The following is an 18,172-nucleotide window of genomic DNA, read 5'->3' as shown; positions in this document are numbered from 1 at the left end:
TTGCACGGAGCAGAGGCGTTCTGGCGTGCCGGGCATTTGCCCTAAGGCGTGCGCACACTGGCGGGCAAGGGGGAAAGCAAGCAGTATCACTACGTGACAGGACTCCAGAGCGCGGGTGCGGCAATGAGCATAGCGAGGATTGCGCTGTTGGTTGATGCGTATGAACAGCCGGGGTGGGTATGCGATCTCATCGAATGGATTGATCAGAGTCAGGCCTTCGGACTGGCGGCGATCCTGGTGGCGCCGCACAGTCCGGTCCGCTCCGGCTGGACGCGCAGGAACGGACCGTTGATGAAGGCCCTGATCCAAATGGAGCAGCGTGTGCTGACCGGGCGCCAGCGCGACTTGTTGAAAAGCCGCGATATTCGCCAGCTGCCTTGCGCGGACGGCAAGCCCATCGGTCTCTGGCCAACGGCCAATGCGGAGGAGTCGCTGCGAGGGCTCGACCTGGACCTGATCATCGCGCCGGATGGGTTGCCGGTGGCCCGCGAGCAACTGCGAGGTGCCTCGAGGCTGGGAACCTGGTGTCTTTCCTATTGCGCGACGGATGCCGGCTCCGGGCGGTACGCCGGTTTCTGGGAGGTGCTTCGCCGCGCCGATCATACGGTAGAAACCCTGTGGTGGCTGGCCGAACGCCCCGAGGACGATGAGCCCATAGAGAAACGCAGTTTCAATACCGAGGTCTTCTGGCTCAAGAACCAGGCGCGGGCCTTCGATATGGGCAAGCTGATCATCTGCGACGCGCTGTCCTGTCTTGCCGCCGCCAAGCCGCAACGCTATACCGATCCGGTTCCCCGCATCGATACCGCCTTACCGTCTACTCATCCTACCGAATGGGATGGTGCCAGCTACCTGGCGCGCCAGGTGTGGCTGGCTGCCGTCCTGTCCCTGCGCCGTGCAATGAACCGGAACATGCGTTGGCGCATTGGCATGTTCCCTTCCATGAGGGCCCAGGCCATGGCGTCGGACGCGCTGGTGCTCACGCCGCCGAAGGGACGTTTCTTCGCCGACCCGTTCGTGCACACACGCGACAACCGCCCCTACATCTTTTTCGAGGACTACGACTTCAACGAGCGCAAAGGGAAGATCGCGGTTGCCACTTATCGCGATGGCCGCTTCGAGGTGCTCGGCGACGTGCTGAACTTGCCCTATCACTTGTCGTTTCCCTACATCTTCGAGTACGAGGGCGAGACCTACATGGTCCCGGAGACCTGCGGCAATAGAACTATCGAGTTGTGGAAATGCGAAGAATTTCCATTGAAATGGAAACTTGAAACAACCTTGATGCGGGATATATCAGCGGTTGATACTGTCGTATTCCAGCATGGAGAATACTGGTGGTTGTTGACTAATATCGACAGAACCGACGGTTGGAGTCACTGCGACGAATTGTTTGCATTTTATGCGCCGTCTCCTACCTCGACGGATTGGCGTGCGCATGCGGGTAATCCCGTGGTTCGCAGTCCGGCGAAGGCAAGAAATGCTGGTTTAGTAGTTTCCCCATCCGGGGATATTATCCGGTGCGCCCAGTATCAGGGTTTTTGCCAGTATGGGAAAGGGATATCCCTTAACCGTATAGAAAAACTGACGCCGTATGAATACAGGGAAACCGATGGACCAGTGCATTACGCAAAATTCGTCGGCAAGAACAACTCGGCCATGCACCATTGGCACAGCCATGGGGGCCATACGGTATTCGACTTCGCATACATGGAATAGGCTGGCCGAAAACCTCCGCCTTTTGGTTTCATACCGAAGAACTAAGTGATGGATCTAATCATGTGTACATCGCACAAGGTGGTATATCTACACTCAGCGAACGTCCGATTCGGGCGAACGTCATCTGCGCACGCAAGTGGGCAAATGGCAACCGTGTTGTGCTACAAATAGCAGTAATAGCCGCGACGAGTCGAATGACTCAGTCTTAAAGTCTCCTGCTTTCGGAACGACTTTTCTCGCGGCTACCCCCCTTATTCCACTACAAAGGTTTGGTTCACTGTTCATTTTTGAACGGTGATGCAAATCCATGATTACACGATGAATGTAACTAAATTTAATTGGATCCGCGGATCTTTTCGTGGCTACGGATATCGTTGCGGGCGGGCGGGCGGGCGCCCATTATGGAAACAGAGGGAGTGATGGGAAAAATAGTCCTAATGGAATCTCATCCATTACTGCGTCTTGGTTTATGGCAGATAGTGAACAAGCTGGGCGAGCTCTGGGATATCGTCGAAATGGATTACGACGACATCTCCAAGGCGGATCCGACCGCTATCGGTGTCGATCTCTTGATTTACGGTGTGTCGGCGGAAACGGATTCCGACTGGCACCGCCTGCTTGAGATACACAAAACACTGCGTCCCAAGCGGGTCCTCTTGCTGACCGACGTGCTTCCTCTGCCCGCGGGTTTGCACAGCCTGACGGGAGTGCCTGTTTCCGGCTGTGTCATGAAAACGGTATCGGTCGAGATACTCGAGGCGGCAATCCGTCTCGTCATGGCGGGAGGGCAGTGTTTTCCGGGTAAGCAGCTGCAGGCTGCCGAGCCGTATTTGCGTAGTGTGACCAGCACATCTGTTGGCGCTACCGCGCTCGATACCGTAGGCAATGTGGTGCCGCATGGCACCAAGTCGAGCGAAATCAGCATTACTGAGGGAGCGCAGCTGCTTCAGCTGACTCCCCGTCAGTACGAAGTACTCGTGCTGCTGGCCCGTGGGCACCCGATCAAAACTATCAGTCGGATGCTGAACATCTCGGTGGCCACGACCAAGACCCATGCTTGTACCCTCTACCAGCGGCTGCATGTGCGCAATAAGGGGGAAGCCGTCTACGCAGCATTGAAGCGCGGCGCGACGCTGGAATGGCATGAAGGTGAGCGTGATCGCGAGAACAAACGGGTCTCGTCTTACGCCCATAAGTAGGCCTTTAAGCCGAACCGTTTCAATCGCACGACCGAGAGTCGCTGCGAATGGCCGCTGATAGCATAACAGCGAGTTGAAAGACGGCGCGCGGGCAGGCCCGCGTTTTCATTCGAGTGGGCCTCCCGCGATGACGCATGTCCAGTGAATCGAGTTTCTTCATCTCCACGCACGCCCATACTATTCCGGACCCATGGGCTGGCCAGGCGGGGCGTCCGGCGCGTTACAAAAGGCCGCGGGAATGGCGACTGTTCTAATTGAAGATTACGCGCTGTTGCGGCTGGCGTTAGAACATGTATTGATGCGAGTGCAAGGGGTCGGAGAGATCATCGTTCTCTCTGCGCGTCAATTGAGCGATCTGGCCGGCTCATGGAATCGTCAGGTTGAACTGCTGGTCATGGACGTGCATCCCGACGCCGTGCAAGCCGTCGATACCCTGGAACGGGCACTCGCGCTGTTCTCGCCTCGGGCGGTATTGACGCTCTATGGCGCAGAAGACGCGGCGGTCAGCGCGGCATTCGCCCGCAGAGGGGTGCAGGGATACATACCCAGGTCCTCCAGTCCCGCCGCCCTCGCGGCGGCGGTCAGCCTGGTGCTGGCCGGCGGCGAATGCTATCCGCGCCGCGAGGCCCTGGTGCCCGAGCTATCGATGCCCGCCAAGAATCCTGTCAGGGGCCTGACCAAGCGGCAGGAAGAAATATTGCGCCTGTTGGTACAAGGCCATAGCATGCGCGAGATCGCGGAGCGTATCGGCATATCGTCAGCCACCGTCAAAAGCCATGCGCGCACCCTTTATTGGAAGCTGAACGTGCGCAATCAGGCCGAAGCCGCTTTCGTGGCTCGCCGCAGGGGGCTGATCAAGTCGGGCGACGAGGACGCGGACTGACGGAGGACTGCGCGCCCGACCACAGTGGAAATGCGTTTCTCAGGCCGTGCGCCTTTGGCACAGACAGGTATGCAAATCCTGTTCCGCCTGGGACAGGATGGCGTCGATGTGAAGGTGACGGCGGGCGTAGTCGCGCGCGGCGGCCCCCAGTTCCGCGCGGCGGCATGGATCGTCCGCCAGGGCCTGCAGCGCATCCGCCAGTGCCGAGGCGTCCTCGGGAGGCACCAGGACGCCGCGCCCGGCAATGACCGCTGCCAGTTCGGTGCCCGGCGCCGCGGTGCAGACGACGGGGCGGCCGCTGGCCAGCATGCCGCCGAGTTTCGATGGCATGACGAGGTCCGAGGCGTGCTGGCGCTGCGGCAGCAAGTGTATATCGGCCGTGCAGAGAAGCTCGCCCAGGCGGTGCGCGGGCTGCAGTCCGATGAATCGCACGCGCGGCAGGTCGGCGCAGGACTTGCGCAGAGCCTCCCGCTGTGGACCCTCGCCGCAGAGCACGAACCAGAGGCGGGGATGTTGCTCGAGCAGCTTTGCCGCCTCGCCGAGGATCTCCAGGCCTTGCTTGGCTCCCATGTTTCCCGCGTAGAGGGCGACGATGGCGTCGCGAGGGATCCCGAGTTCGGCACGATAACGGTCGCGGCCCTCGGCAAGTGCGACAAAATCCACGTCGACCCAGTTGGGGAGGGATACCAACCGGTGGTCCTCCACGCCTTTCTGCAGCGCCAGCTCGAGCATTCGGTTCGAGATGGTCGATACGCGATCGAACCTCCGAAGCAGCCATCGCTCGAACGATAGGACGCGGCGGCGCAGCCAGTTCCCCTTGAGCAGCCCCAGTTCGAAGGCCGCGTCTACCTCGTAGTCCTGGATGTGCAGCCATGCTCGAGCACCACACAGGCGTGCTGCCGCCAGTGCGGCTGGGGCGCACAGCAGCGCCGGCGCGACCACGAAGATGACGTCTGGCCGTTTGGCGGCTTGCTGGATGAGAGCCGGCAGGCTGCCGAGCGCGAAGCTGGCGAGGTGCAGGATGCGCTTGAGGCCGCCCGGCCGTGCCGGTACCCATAGAGGCGCGCGCATAATCGACACGCCTTGCCAGCGCTCTTGCTTGTAGCGCCAGGCGGAATAGCCTTCCTGGACGCGCCACGCGGGGTAATAGGGCGGGCCGGCTATTACCGAGACGGTATGGCCCTGGCGAGCCATCCAGGTGGCCAGTTCGCCTGTGTACTTGCCGATGCCGGTCAGCTCGGGCGCAAAATTCAAGCCGTATATGAGGAGCTTCATCAGCGCATCGTCCCGCGCATGCGCACCGGACGGCAGGGATTGCCGTGACAAATCGTGCCGGCCGGCACCGCCTTGAATACCGAGCTGCGGGCACCGACGACGGCGCCGCGTCCGACCGTGACCCCCGGGCCGACGAACACGTCCGTCGCAATCCAGGCGCCGTTCTCGACACGCACGGGGCGCTCCCGGATCGGAAAGTTGCGCAGTTCCGGATCGTGATCGGCCGCGCATAGATAGCTGCGTTGAGAAACGACGACATGGTCGCCGATGTCTATGCTGGACAGGCTATACAGCACCACGTCGTCTCCGATCCACGAGTGATCGCCAATGCTGACTTTCCAGGGGTAAGTGACCGTTGCGGTGGGACGGATCAGCACTTTCTTGCCGACCCGCGCGCCGAAGCAGCGCAACAGCCAGCGGCGGAACCCATAGGCGATCTGGGGCGAGCCGCGGAATAGCGTGGCCTGCACCAGCCACCAGAGTTGTACGGTGAGCGCCGAGCGACCGCGCGAGCCGGGTGCGAGGGAGAAAAGATCCAGGCGCTGATATTCGTTCACAGCGGCCTCCGCTCCATACCGGGGGATGAGGCCTCGCGGGCCACGGTATTGGCGCGGGCCGAGGCACTCTTGAGCTCCTCGGTCTTGATGCCGATCTGCCAGTAGTAGAGCCCGCGCGCGACTGCGTAGTCGAATCCGGCCTTGCCGTCCAGGAATCCACGGCGCAGGACGTAGCTGTGGAGGAAGGCTGCCACGCCCTTGAAAGGCATGTTCTGGAACAGTTTCTTCGAAGCGGCACGGCCGCCGATGTTGGCTTCGCGGGGATCGTTCAGCAAGCCTTTCAGGCGCAGGTTGGCTTCCCAGTCCGAATAGCGGTTGTGCTTGTCGAAGTAATGGTAGAGGGAATCGTGGTCCGCATGGATCATGCGGTTCGACAGAACGAAGGTCGGTCCTTCGACATGCGGTTGATAATGGCCTTCCACCTCCCACATGTTGGCGACGTCGAGATCGTCGTAGTCGAGGAAACGGGCGCGTTCGCGGTCCAGCAGGACGAGCTTGTAGACGCGATGGCCGTGGCGCAGGGTCTTGCCGCAGAAGACGTAGTCGAACGCGGCGAATGCGCCGGCATGGCCGTCATTGAAGCGAGGCAGGGTGGTGCGGATTTCTTCCGCCAATTCCGGCGTCATTTCCTCGTCCGCGTCGACATACAGGACGATGCGGTGGGAGAACGGCAGGTTGTCCAGGCACCACTGTTTCTTCTTGGGGTATTTGCCGTTCCATTTGAAGGGCACTACCCGCGCGCCTTGGTCCAGCGCGAGGTCCCGGGTATCGTCGGTGCTTTCGGAGTCGACGACGAAGACCTCGGAGAAGCGTTGGAGGCTGGCCAGACACTTGACGATATTGCGTGCTTCGTTCTTCGTCATGACGACGACGGATACCGGAATGCGTTCCAAGATCTTCTCCGTGGCGGTAAGTCCGCTATAGCAGCGGATTGAAAAGGGCCGCGACACTGCGGCGGTGCTGCTCCAAGGAGAACTCCGCCGCTCGGTCGGGCGCCATCGTCGCCAGGCGTTCATGCTGGTCGGGATCCTCGACCAGCCGAAGCACGGCGGCGGCCAGCGCACAGGCGTCCCCAACCGGAAACAGCATCCCGTACCGCCCGTCGGCGAGTATTTCCGCGGGGCCATGCGGACAGTCCGCGGCGATCACGGGCACCCCCAGGCACAGCGCCTCCACCATGGCGTTACCGAAGCTCTCGCGGCGAGAGGTCGAGACGAAGGCGTAGGCATGGGCGAGGACGGGGAAGGGGTTGGCAACATAGCCGGCGAGCGTGACTTTCGACCTGGACCGGGAAGCGGAGATCCGCCGCTGCAGCGCGGTGCGTTCGGGCCCGTCGCCCAGGATCGTGAACGCAATGCGCGGGTCGTCCAGGATTTCCGCCGCTTCGATCAAGGTATTGAAGTCCTTGAGGGCATCGAGCCGGCCGATGGCGACGATATGGAAAATGCCGGGGTCGCCGGCCGGGGGACGCGTGCAACTGGCGAGACGGCGGACCTGATCGAGCGGAATGCCGTTGTAGACATGCCGGAACTTGCCTGCCATGGAGGGGAACATGGCCGACAGGTCGCGGACGACGCCTTTCGAGACCCCGACGACCAGGTCGTGGCGGGCATAGCTGTAGCGGGCCAGCCAACGCTTCATCCATTGCAGGGCAGAGCCGCTGTAGTGGACGGAGGGGCTGTTGTGCTCCACCGCCACGGTCGCGTAGCGCCGCATGGACAGCGTGGACGCTACGGCAACGAGTGTGTTGCACAGCAGGCCGTGGGAGCAGACCACCGCCGGTGGTTCATTCCGCAGGTGGATCAACAGGCGCCAGAATGCCAGCGGCAGCGCGGAGCGGAAGCGCCACGGCGTCGTGATGACCGGCAAGGCGTGGGTCACGTTCGAGTTGCTGACCTTGTACTCGCCGCTGAAGCGCCGCAGCAGGAACAAGTCGGTCTCCAATCCCTCCAGGGGCAGGGCGTCGGCAATGAACGTGACGCAGCGCCCGACGCCCCCCGGCGACAAGTCGGGAGCAACAAAGAGGACATCAGCCATGATGGACGGTCCTGCCCGTGTTCATTCCGGTCCGGACTTTACGGACCATCGGTTGGAACGCCGCGCCGTTGTGGACCAGCGATAGCGCGTAGCACAGCATGAATCCCAGAAAGGCCGTCTTGGGAGCATAGGCCAATCCTCCCGACATCGAATCGACGACCACATAGATGGGCAGGCAGCAGACCAGGTAGCGCCGGTGCAGTTCGAGGCCGGGATGGGCATATGGCCGCACCAGCGAGAGCAGCATGATGGCCAGCGGCGTCGCCATGATCAGGACGGTGCCGACGATGCCGAACTTCATAAGATAGAACGCCCACGAGTTGTGCGCGAACGTGCTCAGCTCGAAGCCTTCTTCGCCCATGACCCAGCTTCTCAATCCCGCCCCATGTCCGAATATCGGGGCCTGGCGGAACAAGTCCATCTGGCCCTGCATTTCCTGCACCCGTGCGCCATAGCTGGAGTCGTATTCGAGTTCCTGCACCGTGAAGATCCGGCTGATAAGAACGTCCATATAACCGATGAGGTAGAACACCGACACTCCCGCGATGATGGCGGGTACGAACAGCACGAGGGTTTTCTGCAAGGCTCTTGCCTGGCCGCCCAGGATGGCCGCAAGCACGACAGACACCGCCAGCTGCAGATACTGGCTGCGGTTGAGCGACATCGCCAGTGCGACAAACATGAACAAGGTCAGCAGATAGGCGCTCGCCCGGCCCAGTCTGAGCGTGCGGGGGAAAAAAATGATGGAAATGATCGAGAAGGGAAGCAGCCATACCGCGAGCCGGACGTTGCGCAGCGGTTCGGTAACGCTGAATCCGGTAGCTTGCTCGGCAAGCAGTAGGAACGCGACCGTGGTGCCGGAAAACACGATAGTCTTCTGCAGGGTGGCGTAGGCCCCGGCCGAGTCGATGTCCTTGTAGCAGAGAAACGGGATGCTTATGAAATAGAACACGATGCGCAGGTCACGAGCCACGTCGGGCCCTGCTATGCCTGGGTTCGGATAGCTGGTCGCAGCCAGGTAGGCAAGTGCCAGACCTTGGAGCGCCAGTGCAATAATGACCGGGCTGGAGGGCAGGGTGTAGGCGCCTGGCTGGCCGAGACGCATGAACTTGATCGCGACGATCACGACGAAAAACACGTCGAACAGCGAGAGCTTGAAGTTGCCAGCCCCGATCGTCAGCGAATCGTTGTTCAGCGCTACCGCGGAAAAAAAGAACGCGCATAGCCACGGCAAGGTGGTGTGTGTGAGTGAAGGCTTCATGGTGCAGGCGCCTTAGTGTCCGCTCCAGTCGTCGCGACCGATGAGTTTGCTGGCGAACTTCTCGAACAGGTAGGGAATGTCCCCCTGCTTGGCGTGCGCTGCCATCTTGGCCAGCCGGCAGGACAGTCCGTAGAACGGACCGATGCCGGGTTCCGTCTCGCGTATCCAATCGACGATGGCGCTGCGTTCTTCCAGCAGCACGTCCTGCAGCCGTGCGGTCTTGGTTTCCTCGTGCATGGTGTAGACGCCGTACGCGTCGGGAACGATCTGGTTGGTGCCGGCATAAAGCAGGCGGCTCCACAGATCGAGATCCATGCAGTACTGCTTGTCCTCGTCGAGCATGCCGTACTTCTCGAGCAGGTCGCGCCGGAAGATGGCGGCCTGGTTGGGAATGGAGGCCTTCACGACGGTCAGCATGCCGCGGTCCACGGGGGTGTACTGGATCTTGCGGAATATGCGGTTGGCCGCGTCGGCCAGATAGAGATTGCCGCTGACGATGGCGGGGCGGCCCACGGCCGCGGCTTTTCCCAGGCGCAGCAATGCACCCGGAAAGAACAGATCGTCGGAATTCTGCCACCCGACATAGTCGCCGGTAGCCCGAAGGAATCCCTCGTTGATGGCATGCGACTGCCCACGGTCCGGCCTGCTGGTCCAGTAGGCGAGGTACTTTTCGTACTTGCGGATGATGTCGACGCTTTCATCGGTCGAGCCGCCGTCGATGATGATGTATTCCAGGTTGGGGTAGCCCTGGTTCAGCACCGAGAGGATCGTACGCTCGAGGAATTTCCCCTGGTTGTACGACGGCGTGACGATGGTAATGCGTGGCAGCAAGCCGGTGGCCACGGGACGCGGCGGTTTCAGGCAGCTGACGAAGTTGAGCAGCTCCCGCGTTTCCTGTGCATGATGTCTGCGCATATATTCCCTGAGCATGTAACGGCTACCGGATCGCGACCGGGGTTGGATTGGGTAGAGGTTCACGGGACTCTCGAAGCGCAACGCCTATTCCAACGAGGGTCACCATGGCGTAGGCCATGCGTCCGATGGCGGCGGCGTTCTGGCCGACCGGACCGGACAGCGCGGCCATTAAACCGAGCATCGTCATTCCCCCCAGGCCGTTCAGCAGTGCGACGGCCCGGCCGTTGCCCAGGCCAAGCAGGGAGAAGTGGGCGGCGGCATTCATCGAAAGCATGCCGGACGCCAGGATCAGCAAGTCGAAGGTGATTTGTTGGCCCGCTACCTGGTCCGCTCCCAGCATCAGCTTGAGCAACGGTTGGCTCAACGCCAGCAGCAGCGCGGTCGCGCCGACCGAGAGCGCGAGGTTCCACCGGAGCAGCCGGCGTATTTCAATGCCGGCCGCGCCGGGATGAGGCGGGGCGACACGCAATTGGTTGACGCGAGGCATGGCCTTCTGGAAGACGGCCACCGCGCAGGTATGGGTGGTCTGGCCTATCTGCACGCCTACGGCGTAGAGCGCCAGCGCGCTGGGGCCCAATAGGCTCCCGATCACCACGCGGTCGAGCGAACCGAAGGCCAATGCGCTCACGCCGTGCAACCAGGACCAGCGCGAGAAGCGGAATGCACTGGCCATGGCCGCCCGGTCAGGAATGGGCTTGACCCAGTAGTGTCCTTCGTGGCGGGCGAATATCACCATCTTGACCCCGCCCGACAAGACTATGCCCAGGGCCTGGGCCGCCGCCGTCCATAGCGCACTTTGCGTGAACCAGGCCGCCAGGCATGCGAGCGCCATGGCGGCGAGACGGCCGCAGCACTCACAAAGCGCGGTGGCCTGGAAGCGCTCGCGCCCCTTCAAAGCGCCGGCATAGAGCTGGTCCACCTGTTGGGCCAGATAGACGGCCAGCGCGGCCGGCAGCAGCGTATAGAGCGCCGTTTCGCCGAACCGCAGCTGGGGCCAGGCCAGCGCCAGAGCGGAGGTGGCGAGCAATGCGACCAGCGCTACGGTGGCGAGCGCGCAGAAGATCAATGCCGAGGCTACGCCTGCGCCGTGATAGGCTCCGCCGGGTTCGTGGGCCTTTTCGGCCACGAGCTTGGTCGCCGTCACGCTCGCTCCAAGGTTTGCGAGGCTGCCGAAACCCGCGACGGCCAGAATCATCGCGTACTGGCCGAATCCTTCCGTGCCGAGCAGGCGCAGCAGCACCGGCAGTGCGGCCAGGGCGATGAGAGGCCCGCCGCCGTACTCGACCAGTCCCCAAAACGAGGCGTTGCCGACGACGTAGCGGCGTATCAGGCGCGTGATTGCCATGGGTCAACTCAGTACGCTGGTCAACCGTTGCAGGGCGCTCGACTCCCGCAGGAATTGCTTGTAGGTGATCGCGATGCCATCGGCCAGCGCAATCTCCGGTTTCCACCCCAGTGCCCGTATCCGTGACGAGTCCAACAGCTTGCGGGGCGTGCCGTCCGGGCGGCTCAGGTCGAACTTCAGCTTGCCTTCGTAGCCGACTACCTTGGCCACCAGGCGCGCGAGGTCCGCGATACTGATTTCTTCGCCGGAACCGACGTTGTAGATCGAGTGATCGTGATCACTTTCCAGCAGGTGTACACACGCCCGCGCCAGGTCATCGACGTGCAGGAATTCCCGCAGCGGCTGGCCGGTGCCCCATATCGTCACGGAGGAAGCGCCGGCTACCTTGCCTTCATGGAACTTACGGATCAGCGCCGGCAATACGTGGCTGCTCTCGAGGTCATAGTTATCGCCTTGGCCGTAGAGGTTGGTCGGCATCGCGCTGATGAAACACGATCCGAACTCCCGGCGGTATGCCTCGCACAGCTTGACGCCCGCGATCTTGGCGACCGCATAGGCTTCGTTAGTGCTTTCCAGCGGCCCGGTAAGCAGGTGTTCTTCGCGCATGGGCTGGGGGGCGAGGCGCGGATAAATACATGACGAGCCCAGGAACAACAGCTTGCTGACGCCGCTTTCATAGGCCGCGCGAATCACATTGGTCTGGATCATCAGGTTGCGGCCCAGGTAGGCGACGGGATGGCGCTCGTTATCGAGGATGCCTCCCACTTTGGCTGCGGCCAGATACACCATGTCGGGGCGTTCGCGATCGAAGAACTGTTGTACGGCAGCCTGGTTCTCGAGGTTGAGTTCATGCCGCGAAGGAGTAAGCAAGTGGCTATAGCCCTTGCGTTCAAGTTCCCGCCTGATGGCCGATCCCACCATGCCTCGGTGGCCGGCCACGAAAATCCGTGCAGAGCCCGGTTTCATGATTACTCCTTGTATGCGTAGACTTCGTAGCCGTTCTCTTCCATCAGCGCGTCGCGCTGCGCATCCCGCAGGTCGCTCTCGACCATTTCCTTGACCAGTTCGGCGAAGGATGTGCGGGGAGACCAGCCCAGCTTTTCCCTGGCTTTGCTGGGGTCGCCCAGCAGGGTGTCGACTTCGGTCGGCCGGAAGTAGCGGGGATCGACCCTGACGATGACCTGTCCGGGCTTGACCTTGTCATGCACGGCGCTGAAGAGGACGGTAGCCGTCTCGCGCAGGCCTTCTCCCTCCCACGACAGCAGCAGTCCCAGCTCCCTCGCGGCCACGTCGATGAACTCCCGCACACTGTATTGCATTCCGGTCGCGATGACGAAGTCTTCAGGCTGTTCTTGCTGCAGCATCAACCATTGCATTTCGACATAGTCGCGGGCGTGCCCCCAGTCGCGCAGCGAAGAGAGATTGCCCAGGTACAGGCAGTCTTGCAGGCCCATGGCGATGCGCGCCAACCCCCGTGTGATTTTCCGGGTAACGAAAGTCTCACCGCGGCGCGGGGACTCGTGGTTGAACAGGATGCCGTTGCACGCGTACATGCCGTAGGCCTCCCGGTAGTTCACGCATATCCAGTAGGCATAGAGCTTGGCAGCCGCATACGGGCTGCGGGGGTAGAACGGCGTGGTCTCTTTCTGGGGCGTCTCCTGCACCATGCCATACAGCTCCGACGTCGAAGCCTGGTAGAAGCGCGTCCGGTCCGTGAGCTTGAGCATGCGGATGGCCTCGAGCAGGCGCAGCGTACCCAGGCCGTCGGTATTCGCGGTGTACTCGGGCTCCTCGAAGGACACCCCTACATGGCTTTGCGCGGCGAGGTTATAGATCTCGTGGGGCTGCACGGCCTGGACGATACGGATGAGACTGCAGGAGTCCGTCATGTCGCCGTGGTGCAAGAAAAAGTTGCGCGAATGCTCGTGCGGGTCCTGGTAGAGGTGGTCGATGCGGGCGGTGTTGAAAAGCGACGCCCGCCGCTTGATTCCGTGGACCTCATAGCCTTTGCCCAGGAGCAGTTCGGCAAGGTAGGCGCCGTCCTGCCCAGTGACGCCGGTGATTAGTGCACGCTTCGACATGGTTGTGTCCTTGTGGCTTAGCTAGCGGACTCTCGGCCGAAAAGAGTCGGCCGGCGGTGAAAAGATTAGCGCCGGGGTAGTGTCGGCGGTATCGATCAAAGGGTCTAAGGCATCGCTTCGGTCAGACGCGCCCATACACGTCTTGGAACCGGACGATGTCGTCCTCTCCCAGGTATGCCCCGGATTGGATTTCGATGATGTCCAGGGGGATCTTCCCGGGGTTCTCGAGGCTGTGGACCTCGCCCAAAGGGATGAACGTGGACTGGTTTTCGGTCAGCAGATACTGCTTGTCGCCGTTGTAGATGCGGGCCGTGCCCGAGACGACGACCCAATGCTCGGCGCGATGGTGATGCATCTGGGAAGAAAGGCGGCCGCCCGGCTTTACCGTGATGCGCTTGATCTGGTAGCGTTCGCCCCGGTCTACGGAGTCGTACCAGCCCCAGGGGCGCTGGACTTGCCGGTGGTGCATGATTTCCGTGCGGTGCAGCACCTTGAAGCGCTCCACCAATCCCTTGATGTCCTGGGACTTGCTCTTGTGCATGACCAGTATGGCATCGGCGGTTTCGATGACGACGATATCGTCCAGTCCGATGGACGCAACCATGCGGTGGGTGGCGTGCACTAGGCAGTTGCGGGAGTCTTCCATCAGGACGTCGCCCTGTACCGCATTGCCGTCGGCGCATTTGGTTGCGATGCCCCAGACGCTGTCCCAGGTGCCGACGTCGCTCCACGCGCAATTGAGCGGTATGACGACAGCGTCCTCGGCATGCTCCATGACCGCGTAGTCGATCGAATCCGAAGGGCATGCGGCATAACTCGCGGGGTCGAGCTGGAACAATGAGTGATCGCCCTTGCCGGTTGCGATGGCGTTGCGCACGGCCGCCAGCATGGCCGGAGCATGGCGTTCCAGCTCCGCCAGGTACACGTCGGCCCGGAAGGCGAACATGCCGCTGTTCCAGTAATAGCCGCCTTCGTCGAGCAGGTGTTTCGCGAGTTCGGCCGATGGTTTTTCGACGAAACGCCGGATCCGGCGCGCGCCTTCGGGGCCTTCCACGGGTTCGCCGGCCTGGATGTAGCCGTAGCCGGTCTGGGGGGCGGTGGGCGCGACCCCGAAGGTCACGACGGCGCCGTTGCCGGCCTGGATGTAGGCGGCGGCAAAGGCCTTGCGCAGGGCCTCGCCGTCCTCCAGCACATGGTCTGAAGGCATGACCAGCAATACCGCATCGCTGTCGGTTTCCATCGCCCGCAGGGCCGCGGCGGCGATGGCGGGCGCGGTATTGCGCGCGCAAGGCTCGAGGATCAGTTCCAGCGAGCGTACGCCGATGTCATGCGCCTGCTCCGCCGCAACGTAGCGGTGCGAGTCGTTGCATACCAGGATGGGGCGGTTATCGGCGTTGGCCGACGTCAAACGCCGCAACGTATTCTGGAGCAGGCTGTAGGAGTCGTTCAGGCAGATGAACTGCTTGGGCAGCGTTTCGCGCGAAAGCGGCCACAAACGGGATCCTGAACCACCGCAAAGAATGACGGCACGGAACTGCGGGAGGAGGAGGTCGGTCATGAGACGCGCTCCTTGAAGTAGGCTTGGGTGTAGGGATGAACGCTTGGGTGGGAGCCTGCGCTGGCTGCTGGCATCCAGCAGTAGCGGCGATGCTGGTCCCGCGGAAAGTCAGGCGGTGCGGTGCCCAGCTGTGCCTCGAAAGCCAGGACGACGTAGTGCGTCGCCTGGCCGGATTCGTCGGCGAAATTGGTCTGGTAGAAATGCTCGTATACGCCACGCGAGACCCAGGCCGAAGCAGGAAGCTCCAGCCCGAGTTCCTCGCGCGCGATGCGGGTGCGGGCATGTGCCAGGGACTCGTTCTTGCGGATCCTGCCGCCGGGTACGAACCAGGTGTCGCGGGCGGGCGGGTTGACCCGTAGTCCGAGCAGGTACGCGCCCCAGCTGTTGCGAAGCAGCAGGTCGATCGACACTAGGGGGACCATGGCCACCGCTTTGCGGAAATCATCGGCACTCAGCAACCCCGTGGGGGGAAGTGCCGGGTCTTCAGTACGCATTGCGACCGGTCCACCCTGACAAGGCGGTTCTGGCAATAATGCGCAGATCCATCAGAAACGACCAATTCTGTATGTAGTACAGATCGAACTCGATGCGCGCGCGCATCTTGTGCACGGTCTCTGTCTGGCCCCGGTAGCCGTTGACCTGGGCCCAGCCGGTGATGCCGGGCTTGACGCGGTGCCGCATCATGTAGCGATCCACCACGTCCTTGTAGAGCTCGTTGTGTGCCAGCGCATGCGGACGGGGACCGACTACCGACATCTCGCCCTTCAGCACGTTGAAGAACTGCGGCAGCTCATCCAGGCTGGTGGCGCGGAGAAAGGCACCGATGCGAGTGACCCGGGCATCGTTGCGCGTAGCCTGCGTGACGGTTCCGTGTTCCTCGTGGACCGTCATGGTGCGGAACTTGTAGACGTTGAACACCTTGCCGTCGACGCCCAGCCTAGGCTGCTTGAACAGGACCGGTCCCGGCGAAGACAGCTTGACGAGCACCGCGATGACGATCATGACGGGCGCAAGGGCGATGAGCGCACAGGTGGAGAAGGCCCGGTCGAACATCTCTTTGGCCCAGCCGCGAATGCCGATGGCTGGCAGGCTGTTCAACTGGATGGCAGGCAGGCCCATGAAGTTGTCGATGCGGTGTCCCAATAGCCGGATCGACATCACGTCGGGTATCCACCGGATATCCACCAGGTCGTTGCGCAGCTGGAAAAGCACCTCATGCACGATCTGCCCCTGTTCCATGGGCAGCACGATCCAGACCTCGCGCACGCCGTTGTTGCGGACAAAGGCCGACAGGCACTCGAGCGAATTCAGCCGCCGGACGCTGCTTGGCAGCCGCTCGTCCGTGCCGGTATAAATGCCGGCCACTTCATAGCCGGTTGTACGGAACTGAGCCACCCGGCGCCACAGGTCGCGGCCCAACATGCCGAAGCCGACGATCGCGACGCGTTTCTGGTTCAGTCCGCGATCGCGAGCGGCACCAAGCGTGGCATATACGCCGAGGCGCAGCCCGGCCAGCGACAGTGCGGTCAGGGCGAACCAGGTCGAGGCCCATGGAAACGAGATCACGCCGCTCTGGTCCATGAGGAAGCTCAGCAGGATGCCCAGCGCGTAGACCGTGCACCAGGCCGCGAGGCTGCTCAACAGCAGTTCGCTCAGTTGCCGTCCGCGCCAGGATCCGTACAGGCGAAAGGCCGGGAAGATCAAGAGTGCGGCAAGCGTGCAGAAAGCGATCAGGAAGAGGTGGATGGGGGGCGCCGTGAGATTCGCTCCGGCGGGCAGGCGCCATTCGGCGGCTGCCAATCCGCAGCTGACGACGAGGCTTGCGTCGAACAGCCGATAGAGTGCATGAGCGCCGGTGACGCGTTCGGATTCGGGAAAGGAAGCCGACTCCATCACGTACTCCTGAGTTAACGAGAGGCGTATAGGGACAGTTCGTATGGACTTGTGCCGGCGAAGCGCTGACACGATGCAAAGCTTATTGAGCACCCCGAAGCCGCGAAACAACCGGATGGATGAATAGAAGGATGAAGTAGGACCTAAACCGTCCGTCCAATGGGCGGGGATTGCAAAAAAAGGTGGAATGGCGCAACCCGATCGCACCGGGTCCTCCGACAGGCAACGTAGTCACCCACCGTGAGCTGCCATGAAGACTTTTATCGAGACCACCCTTCGAACTTTCTGCATTGCGCTGGTGCTCGCCTCCCTGGGCGCGTGCGCCTTTGCCCCTGGCATGCGCTTCGACCCGGACTGGCCAGTCGATCCTAACGACCCCAGTTCCGTACCTACGATGAAGCAAATTACGCCCAGTCTCGTGCTGGCGGAAAAACACGCGCGGGAATCGCAAGTCGATGAGGCGGTCGACGCGATGATGGGCAACGGCATGCCCTATGTGATCGGACCCGGAGACATCCTGTCCATCGTGGTTTGGGACCACCCCGAGCTCGTATTTCCGACGCAAGCGTACGCCATTGGGACAGGCGCTACCGAACTAACCCTAGGCGATTCGTCATCGAACATTCCGGGCTATCCGGTCTCATCCGACGGATACATCCAGTTCCCCTATTTAGGCTTACTGAAGGTGGCTGGCTTGACGGAGATCCAGGTCCGGGATTTGATCATCAAGAACTCGCGCGACTATATCCGTAACCCGCAAATCACCGTCCGTGTGCTGGGTTACCGCAGTAAGCGCGTTCATCTGGAAGGCGAGCTGAAGAATCCAGGCACCGTGGCCATGAACGATTTGCCGTTGCATCTCATGGAAGCCATTAACCGGGCGGGAGGCATCCTGCCGTCCGCGGACCGCAGCCGCATCTTCGTGCTGCGCGGCGGCAAAGCTGTGCAGATCGATCTTCCCCGGCTCATCGAGCGTGGCGTGGATTTGACCAGGATCATGCTCAAGCCTGGCGACATCGTTCGCGTTTCGCCGCGCGACGAAAGCCGGATATTCGTGATGGGCGAAGTTTACGCCCCGCAGGCGATGAACCTCCGGGACGGCCGCATGAGCCTGACCGAGGCCCTGGGCGCGGCGGGCGGGCCGAACCAGAGTACGGCCGATCCGGCGCAGATTTTCGTTGTTCGCACCACTCCCCAAGCGTTGCCGGAGGTCTATCACCTGGATAGCAGCTCGGCTTCGGCACTGGCGGTCGCCGAACAGTTCCAGCTCAAGCCCAAGGATGTGGTGTTCGTCGATACCGGCAATCTGGGCCGCTGGAATCGCTTCATCAGCCTGTTGTTCCCGAGCGCGCAGACTGTCCAGACAGCCGCCGCCGTCGGTCGTTGACGGCGCGTTGGCCAGCAGTACACGCATGACCTTTCCCTTTCAAGCGAGCTGACGATGAATTT

16 protein-coding genes are annotated in these 18,172 nt (G+C 61.9%); 4 read left to right on the top strand and 12 right to left on the bottom strand.

The annotated features are described in order from the left end of the window. Positions 1-93: 93 nt before the first annotated feature. The 3 genes from QHC78_RS07680 (at position 94) to QHC78_RS07670 (ending at position 3,801) form a co-directional block, all read left to right on the top strand. Positions 94-1,719 (top strand): glucosamine inositolphosphorylceramide transferase family protein, encoded by a 1,626-nt coding sequence (locus tag QHC78_RS07680; RefSeq protein WP_319743286.1) that lies wholly within the window; start codon positions 94-96, stop codon positions 1,717-1,719. 419 nt (positions 1,720-2,138) lie between these two features. Next, a complete protein-coding gene (locus QHC78_RS07675) occupies positions 2,139-2,918 on the top strand; it encodes a response regulator transcription factor (protein ID WP_413816429.1) in 780 nt (259 codons plus the stop codon). A 238-nt stretch (positions 2,919-3,156) separates the two neighbouring features. Next, the gene (locus tag QHC78_RS07670) at positions 3,157-3,801 is read left to right on the top strand and encodes a helix-turn-helix transcriptional regulator (protein ID WP_319743284.1); all 645 of its coding nucleotides are present in this window, start codon (positions 3,157-3,159) and stop codon (positions 3,799-3,801) included. A gap of 39 nt (positions 3,802-3,840) precedes the next feature. Here QHC78_RS07670 and QHC78_RS07665 read toward each other — a convergent pair whose 3' ends face one another. From QHC78_RS07665 to QHC78_RS07610, 12 genes are all read right to left on the bottom strand, one after another. After that, positions 3,841-5,076, bottom strand: a complete 1,236-nt coding sequence (locus QHC78_RS07665) for a glycosyltransferase WbuB (protein ID WP_319743283.1) — start codon at positions 5,074-5,076, stop codon at positions 3,841-3,843. Beyond that, the gene (locus QHC78_RS07660; RefSeq protein ID WP_319743282.1) at positions 5,076-5,633 is read right to left on the bottom strand and encodes a putative colanic acid biosynthesis acetyltransferase; all 558 of its coding nucleotides are present in this window, start codon (positions 5,631-5,633) and stop codon (positions 5,076-5,078) included. The genes QHC78_RS07665 and QHC78_RS07660 overlap by 1 nt, the downstream gene beginning before the upstream one ends. Continuing rightward, positions 5,630-6,526, bottom strand: coding sequence for a glycosyltransferase family 2 protein (locus tag QHC78_RS07655; protein ID WP_319743281.1), 897 nt, complete (start codon positions 6,524-6,526; stop codon positions 5,630-5,632). Before QHC78_RS07655 ends, QHC78_RS07660 begins: the two co-directional genes overlap by 4 nt. A 25-nt stretch (positions 6,527-6,551) precedes the next feature. Continuing rightward, positions 6,552-7,670, bottom strand: a complete 1,119-nt coding sequence (locus tag QHC78_RS07650; RefSeq protein WP_319743280.1) for a glycosyltransferase — start codon at positions 7,668-7,670, stop codon at positions 6,552-6,554. Continuing rightward, a complete protein-coding gene (locus tag QHC78_RS07645; protein ID WP_319743279.1) occupies positions 7,663-8,931 on the bottom strand; it encodes an O-antigen ligase family protein in 1,269 nt (422 codons plus the stop codon). The genes QHC78_RS07650 and QHC78_RS07645 overlap by 8 nt, the downstream gene beginning before the upstream one ends. Positions 8,932-8,943: 12 nt before the next feature. Further along, the gene (locus tag QHC78_RS07640; RefSeq protein WP_319743278.1) at positions 8,944-9,846 is read right to left on the bottom strand and encodes a glycosyltransferase family 2 protein; all 903 of its coding nucleotides are present in this window, start codon (positions 9,844-9,846) and stop codon (positions 8,944-8,946) included. A gap of 22 nt (positions 9,847-9,868) precedes the next feature. After that, on the bottom strand, positions 9,869-11,191 hold the full coding sequence (locus QHC78_RS07635) for a lipopolysaccharide biosynthesis protein (protein ID WP_319743277.1): 1,323 nt from the start codon (positions 11,189-11,191) through the stop codon (positions 9,869-9,871). Positions 11,192-11,194: 3 nt separating this feature from the next. Next, on the bottom strand, positions 11,195-12,157 hold the full coding sequence (locus tag QHC78_RS07630) for a GDP-L-fucose synthase family protein (protein WP_319743276.1): 963 nt from the start codon (positions 12,155-12,157) through the stop codon (positions 11,195-11,197). Positions 12,158-12,159: 2 nt separating this feature from the next. Further along, a complete protein-coding gene (gmd, locus tag QHC78_RS07625) occupies positions 12,160-13,272 on the bottom strand; it encodes a GDP-mannose 4,6-dehydratase (RefSeq protein WP_319743275.1) in 1,113 nt (370 codons plus the stop codon). 121 nt (positions 13,273-13,393) lie between these two features. Then, positions 13,394-14,830 (bottom strand): mannose-1-phosphate guanylyltransferase/mannose-6-phosphate isomerase, encoded by a 1,437-nt coding sequence (locus tag QHC78_RS07620; RefSeq protein WP_319743274.1) that lies wholly within the window; start codon positions 14,828-14,830, stop codon positions 13,394-13,396. Next, entirely contained in the window at positions 14,827-15,324 is a 498-nt protein-coding gene (locus tag QHC78_RS07615; protein WP_319743273.1) for a GDP-mannose mannosyl hydrolase, read from the bottom strand. Before QHC78_RS07615 ends, QHC78_RS07620 begins: the two co-directional genes overlap by 4 nt. Beyond that, on the bottom strand, positions 15,314-16,723 hold the full coding sequence (locus QHC78_RS07610) for an undecaprenyl-phosphate glucose phosphotransferase (protein WP_319743272.1): 1,410 nt from the start codon (positions 16,721-16,723) through the stop codon (positions 15,314-15,316). The genes QHC78_RS07615 and QHC78_RS07610 overlap by 11 nt, the downstream gene beginning before the upstream one ends. Positions 16,724-16,973: 250 nt before the next feature. Between QHC78_RS07610 and QHC78_RS07605 the strand changes: the two genes are divergently transcribed. Further along, positions 16,974-18,110: a polysaccharide biosynthesis/export family protein gene (locus QHC78_RS07605; protein WP_319743271.1), complete on the top strand. Its 1,137-nt coding sequence runs from the start codon at positions 16,974-16,976 to the stop codon at positions 18,108-18,110. Positions 18,111-18,172 lie beyond the last annotated feature (62 nt).

This window comes from Pigmentiphaga sp. (assembly GCF_033795525.1).
Lineage (GTDB): Bacteria > Pseudomonadota > Gammaproteobacteria > Burkholderiales > Burkholderiaceae_B > Pigmentiphaga.
The sequence above is the reverse complement of the archived record's forward strand: the minus strand, read 5'-3'. Positions and strand labels throughout refer to the sequence as shown.

Coding starts and splice junctions, on each gene's coding strand:
- QHC78_RS07640 (WP_319743278.1), bottom strand. CDS start 9,846: ATGCGCAGACATCATGCACAGGAAACGCGGGAGCTGCTCAACTTCGTC.
- QHC78_RS07650 (WP_319743280.1), bottom strand. CDS start 7,670: ATGGCTGATGTCCTCTTTGTTGCTCCCGACTTGTCGCCGGGGGGCGTC.
- QHC78_RS07665 (WP_319743283.1), bottom strand. CDS start 5,076: ATGAAGCTCCTCATATACGGCTTGAATTTTGCGCCCGAGCTGACCGGC.
- QHC78_RS07605 (WP_319743271.1), top strand. CDS start 16,974: ATGAAGACTTTTATCGAGACCACCCTTCGAACTTTCTGCATTGCGCTG.
- QHC78_RS07620 (WP_319743274.1), bottom strand. CDS start 14,830: ATGACCGACCTCCTCCTCCCGCAGTTCCGTGCCGTCATTCTTTGCGGT.
- gmd (WP_319743275.1), bottom strand. CDS start 13,272: ATGTCGAAGCGTGCACTAATCACCGGCGTCACTGGGCAGGACGGCGCC.
- QHC78_RS07615 (WP_319743273.1), bottom strand. CDS start 15,324: ATGCGTACTGAAGACCCGGCACTTCCCCCCACGGGGTTGCTGAGTGCC.
- QHC78_RS07630 (WP_319743276.1), bottom strand. CDS start 12,157: ATGAAACCGGGCTCTGCACGGATTTTCGTGGCCGGCCACCGAGGCATG.
- QHC78_RS07670 (WP_319743284.1), top strand. CDS start 3,157: ATGGCGACTGTTCTAATTGAAGATTACGCGCTGTTGCGGCTGGCGTTA.
- QHC78_RS07635 (WP_319743277.1), bottom strand. CDS start 11,191: ATGGCAATCACGCGCCTGATACGCCGCTACGTCGTCGGCAACGCCTCG.
- QHC78_RS07645 (WP_319743279.1), bottom strand. CDS start 8,931: ATGAAGCCTTCACTCACACACACCACCTTGCCGTGGCTATGCGCGTTC.
- QHC78_RS07675 (WP_413816429.1), top strand. CDS start 2,139: ATGGGAAAAATAGTCCTAATGGAATCTCATCCATTACTGCGTCTTGGT.
- QHC78_RS07610 (WP_319743272.1), bottom strand. CDS start 16,723: ATGGAGTCGGCTTCCTTTCCCGAATCCGAACGCGTCACCGGCGCTCAT.